The organism is Carnobacterium sp., from assembly GCF_032094055.1.
Lineage (GTDB): Bacteria > Bacillota > Bacilli > Lactobacillales > Carnobacteriaceae > Carnobacterium_A.
In genome coordinates this window covers 41,007-43,692 of record NZ_DAMDAK010000009.1, presented here as the reverse complement: position 1 = coordinate 43,692, position 2,686 = coordinate 41,007, and the positions used below count along the sequence as shown (strand labels likewise).

The 2,686-nt window shown below is 38.7% G+C and carries 3 protein-coding genes and 1 other annotated feature; all 3 genes read right to left on the bottom strand.

Translation table 11 applies throughout. The features are described from left to right. Positions 1-134: 134 nt before the first annotated feature. Positions 135-385, bottom strand: a binding site (T-box leader). Between the two features lie 421 nt (positions 386-806). After that, the gene (locus RT405_RS02740) at positions 807-1,163 is read right to left on the bottom strand and encodes a glycine cleavage system protein H (protein ID WP_313467351.1); all 357 of its coding nucleotides are present in this window, start codon (positions 1,161-1,163) and stop codon (positions 807-809) included. Beyond that, complete coding sequence (locus tag RT405_RS02735; RefSeq protein WP_313467349.1) at positions 1,160-1,534, bottom strand: arsenate reductase family protein; 375 nt, start codon at positions 1,532-1,534, stop codon at positions 1,160-1,162. Before RT405_RS02735 ends, RT405_RS02740 begins: the two co-directional genes overlap by 4 nt. A 34-nt stretch (positions 1,535-1,568) precedes the next feature. Then, positions 1,569-2,686: FtsW/RodA/SpoVE family cell cycle protein (locus tag RT405_RS02730; RefSeq protein ID WP_313467347.1), on the bottom strand; the 1,118-nt coding region annotated here is incomplete at its 5' end.

The window sequence follows — 2,686 nt, the reverse complement described above, 5'->3', positions numbered from 1 at the left end:
CTTCTCTGTTTAATTGTCTGTACGGATAGAACATCCTACAGCCACTAAATATTTTTCTATCGAGCCAGTGCGGCTTGTACTACTTTTTTTATAAATAAAAAAACTTCCGCCCTCATATTAAGTCATTTACCTAATATAAGGACGAAAGTTGTTACTTTTCGTGTTACCACCTTAGTTCACCGATTTATCACTAAATCAGTCTCATCCAGTACTAAAGCTCATTGCAGCTCGTATACTGTGGCACTTTATCGTGTGCTTCCGGAATCAGCTTATGCTACGCATTCACTCATTCTGCTCAAAGACCATCTTCGGTTCGACTCCCATTCCCTCGAGGGTCTCTAATAAATGTTTGTAACGAACGTACTCTTCTTATCTACGCATTTATATATGATATTGTCCATATTCTAACAGAAGCTATTTTGTCTGTCAACTAGCAAAATTTGTTATCTTCTACTAGAATTTGCTGGTTAGAATAAAAAAATACTGGTCATTCAGAGAAAATAAGGAGAAATTTAACCTCTTTAGCGTATTCAAAAAAGTTTAAGTGCCGTAAGCTAGGTACTTTTTCAATCATATGTCACGCAAACCAGCTTTGCCTGACATATCGCTATCCATTTAAAGATGTTAAGGTAGGCAACCGGTATTTGCGTGACATATCCTACATCTTTTCTCTCACTTAAGGCAGGTAAAAGAATTCTGAACACAAAAAACCACTAAACGGCTCATTAGAAAGGCAATTTAGTGGTTTTTTCTGTTATATATAAGGTTTTAACAAGAACTATTTTATCTATCAATTGAAAAAATTGTTAAACCTCGTCGGAAAGAGCATTAAATTCGGCTTCATCGACTTCTGTTAAATCCACGATCCAATTTTTATCACGATCGGTTGTATTTAAGTTTTCTGGATTGTCCGCTAATTCCGTATTAAAACTTATAACTTTTCCTGAAAAAGGAGCGGTTAATTCAGTAACAGCTTTCGCTCCTTCAACTCCGATCAAATTATCGTTTTTTTCTACTTGTGCTACGTCAGTCGGAATTTCGACAAACATCACTTCACCTAGGTCATCCTGTCCTTTTTCAGACAAACCGATTCGGTAGTGTTCGCCGTCTTTTAAAATCCATAAGCCATTTTCACTGTATTTTACTTTTGATTGTTCAGTCATTTTTCTTCTCCTTTACTGGTGAGCCATTCTTTTTCAAATCGTTCTTCTTTGAATCCTACCGTAACTTTTTTACCATTTGTTATGAGTGGGCGCTTAATCAGCATCCCATCCGTTGCAAGCAACGCTGCTGCCGTTTCTTTATCCATTGTGGGGACCATTTCTTTTAATCCTAACTCACGGTAACGATTGCCGCTTGTATTAAAAAAACGAGCAATTGGCAAGTCAGACAACGTCATCCATTCCATTAATTGTTCTTTGGAAGGCGGTGCAGCAATCATATCGATGGCTTCATATGCAATTCCTTGCTGATCCAGCCAATTTCTGCCTTTTCGGCAAGTAGAACAAGTCGGGTGTTGATAATAGTACAGCATCTTTATTCTCTCCGTTTCCGTTCAATTGAAGAAATTAAAATCCTTCGCCTTCCTCAGAAAACATGTAACTGCGGTAATGGTACCTCATCGACATGATCAAGCCTACTCCCATCATATTCCCCAACAAGGCTGTTCCCCCTTGAGAAATAAACGGAAGTGGAATTCCGGTCAGCGGCAATAAACCAATTCCCATCCCAATATTTTCAAGAACATGGAATAAGATCATCATGATAACTCCTGTAGAGATATACGTATAAAATTCATTTTTTGTATCAAAACAGATACGAATCATTTGATAAATCAATAAAAAATAAATAAAAATCAAAATGCAACTGCCGATAAAGCCGAAGTTTTCACCGATGGTTGCAAAAATCATATCGGACTCTCGAACGGGTACATATACTTCTGAAACTCCGAACCCTTTACCAAATACTTTCCCTGATCCTATAGCTTTCATACTCTGAATCAATTGGTAAGCTGCATCTGCAGCATCATGATAAGGATCGAGCCAAGAATCGACTCTGGCAAACTGATAGGGTTTAAAACCTAGCTTCAATAAGAAACTCCGGTCATATACCACTAGAAAGAGCAAACCGCCTCCGAAAGCGGAAATACTTAAAAAAAGCGGTAAAAGGAGCCGCCACGTTACTCCTGACATTAAAATAACGCCGCCGATGATGGCTAAAAAGACTAAAGTCGTTCCTAAATCTTGTTCTAGTAAAATCAAAATCAACGGCGGTAAAGAAATGGCTATAATCTTCCCCACCAGCAACAGATCAGCTTTTACAAAATGTTCATCGTATTCGCTGTTGTGCCGAGTCACTACTCGCGCTAACATTAGAATAAAGGCAATTTTCATAACTTCAGCGGGCTGGAAAGTAATCGGCCCGATCTTGAACCAGCTTTTTGCACCTGTAAAGGCTGCAGTCGGCCGATCATAAAAAAACAACACTAAGACTAAGAGCAGCAACCCTACTCCATAGGCGATTGGCGCCAACTTCCAGAGCTGCTCTGAGTCGAACTGCATGATTACAACAATGGCTATAATACCCACTATATACCAAATAACTTGCATAATGGTTATTTGCAGTCCTTTGCCCTCAATCATATAGGTAGTTGCAAAGAGCGTGGCTATACTGATGATCGCTAATA